The 2473-nt window shown below is 40.7% G+C and carries 3 protein-coding genes; all 3 read right to left on the bottom strand.

The features are described 5' to 3' along the window. Positions 1-968, bottom strand: a 968-nt coding sequence (locus tag ACTHSP_RS19560) for a zonular occludens toxin domain-containing protein (protein ID WP_440346731.1), incomplete at its 3' end; no start/stop codon positions are given. Positions 969-972: 4 nt separating this feature from the next. Continuing rightward, entirely contained in the window at positions 973-1263 is a 291-nt protein-coding gene (locus tag ACTHSP_RS19555; protein WP_440346730.1) for a DUF2523 domain-containing protein, read from the bottom strand. Between the two features lies 1 nt (position 1264). Beyond that, a partial coding sequence (locus ACTHSP_RS19550) for an IgG-binding virulence factor TspB family protein (protein ID WP_440346729.1) occupies positions 1265-2473 on the bottom strand: 1209 nt, incomplete at its 5' end.

Genomic DNA, 2473 nt, shown 5'->3' with positions numbered 1-2473 from the left:
ACGTAGTCTTTGCACATTGTTTTTGTGATTTCTTTCAGCGGTGTACCTTGGTCACTGTAACAAGTACAGCCACTATTACCACCTTCGACGCAACCGGCAATATACTCAAATGTTTTTACTTGACGCACGCTATCGTAAAGCGGTTTTGATTCAGGTTTTTCGGCCAACGTGGGGATAAAGTCTGTCGGGTTTAGACTGTTATCAATTTTGACCGCTGTCTCGGTTTCCGTTGGTAATTCCATTTGCGGCTGACTGGCTGCTGCTTCCTGTGGTTCGACCTGTTCTTGTTGGCCAGTGCCTTGCTGATAGATTTGATAAACGTTGTAGCCTTTCCAAGCCATGAAAGCAAATATACCTATCAAAGCCCAAACAGCAAGCGGAATGTTCTTTTTAAACTTCTGATGCTGGCTGGATGATTTGTAGTATTTAAACGCTTCTTTTGGCGGCTTCCAACTTGATGATTCAACGCCTGTTACTGCGGCAGGATTATCAAGACTGGTAACGCATTTATACCAGGTGTATTGCTTCATGCCTACTGCTTTACGCTCAAGGTGCGTATGTTTTGACACAAGATTACGGACAAATACGTCAAGCTGACTAGGGTGTTGAGTCATCAATATAACTGTATGGCCGTGGTGACGGAGTTCTGTTAATTCTTGGATATAAGGCGGAACAGGGCGACCGGCAGCGCGAACAGGATAGGTATAGTGCGCTTCATCAACAATCAAGACTGCACCGGTTGGAATAATATCCCTTAAAGGCGCAGACATTATTTCTTCTTCCGTGAGTTCGTGGGCGTTGAATTTACGTTTATCCAAGCCGTCGATATGACAGAAATAAAGCGGACGATCTACTTCAGTACCGTCTTCAAGCTTCATTTTAAATAAGCCGTCTTCGTTGTTCAGAATCATGGCAACAACGCGCGATGTTTTGCCAGTGCCCATATTTCCGGTAAACAAATAAATCATAAGGCTACCTTGGCATAACAAAAGTTAATTTGTTTAATGTATTCATTCCAATATAAAAACTGAATGCACCGAATAAATAACCGAGGCCTTGGCCAAAACCACCGATTAAAAGTAAATTAAGAATATCAGACGGCATAGAATTGATTGCATTTAGGGTGTAATCCTTAAATTTATTTAGTGCAATAACATAGCCTGCATATGTTACAAATGTCATGCCAGTAGCAATAATTATTCTGACAATGAGCATTTTTAACAGGATTCCCAAAAGAGGAATCAATCCGGCGAGCAGTGGCATATTATCCCTTTCTCAAAGAGCCGAATACGATAAAGGCGGACATGATAATGAATCCAAGAAGAACGGCAAAACGAACTTTTTCCATGAAAACGCAGAGCGGTTCATAGGTTATTTGTACCGGTCTTCCCCAAATGTTGAAGCTTTTGGGTTGAGGACAAACGCCATTTGGCGGCAAGAAATTGTCACTATCCCACGTTTTTTCATCAGTTACTTGAGGAATTTTAATGTCATCGAACATACCTTCTTGAGGTTTGCCCATTTTGTCACAAGCTAAAATGTCTGGAAAATAATCACAAAGTAAGCCTTTTGATTCTTCTTTCTTATCATCTTTTTTATTTTCTTTTCTTTTATCTTTATCAGATGAATCTTCATCCGGATCAGGTTTTTTATCGGGCTTTCCATCGGGATTACCATCAGGTTTTTTATCGGGCTTTCCATCTGGATTAGGATTAGGATCTGGATCAGGCTTGGTATTTGGCGCTGCTGGGCTACCTGGATCAAGATCAGGACGTTGAGTAGTTGCGACTTCTGCCGTTGTATTGCCGTTGGAGTCTTTTCCGAAAGTAATGGTGATTTGCACCGGTTTGCCGTTTTCGGGGGTGACAGGGCCAATGGTTACGACTGTACCGGCAGGGACTGATACTTTTTCGTTGTAGCCTGGTCTGCCTGATCCTTCTATAAAAGGGGTAGGATTACTATCAATTTTAGATGTTGCAATTTCTAAAAACTTATTGGTGGTTAGTTCTTCGCTATGATTTTTTATAAATTTGTAGGATATAGCTAATGATTTTATATCACAACTAACGCCCCAGCCATTCCAGCGACATTTAGGGGAAACATTTTCATATTCTGGATAATGTTGCTTCATTAAATCTTTATGTATTTTTTCATAGTCAGATTGAACTTGCATTATTAGGAGGGATTTAGCATCTTGTGCTGATTTTCCTCCCTTTGAAAGAGCAAGCATTACGGAAGAATCTACTCCAATGCATGAATGATAGCCAGGTTGATTCCCTAACTTACCCATACATAAAGCATCATCATAAACTTTAAGATATGTATCGGCATTTTCAGAATAATGATAACCTGCTGATTCTAATGTGGGGTTTACTAATTGATAGGCATCATAAGCATATGAAGCAGCTCCAACGTATGGTAAAGCTTTTAAACCAAGTTTTGCGCCTGCTTTTACCAGGCCAAATGCGCCTGA

Source organism: Neisseria sp. P0001.S005, assembly GCF_051963715.1.
Note: the sequence above shows the minus strand (reverse complement) of the source record. Positions and strands in the feature narration are given on the sequence as shown.

What these genes read in the sequence shown, in the direction of transcription:
- ACTHSP_RS19555 (WP_440346730.1), bottom strand. Translation starts at nt 1,263, where the DNA reads ATGCCACTGCTCGCCGGATTGATTCCTCTTTTGGGAATCCTGTTAAAA.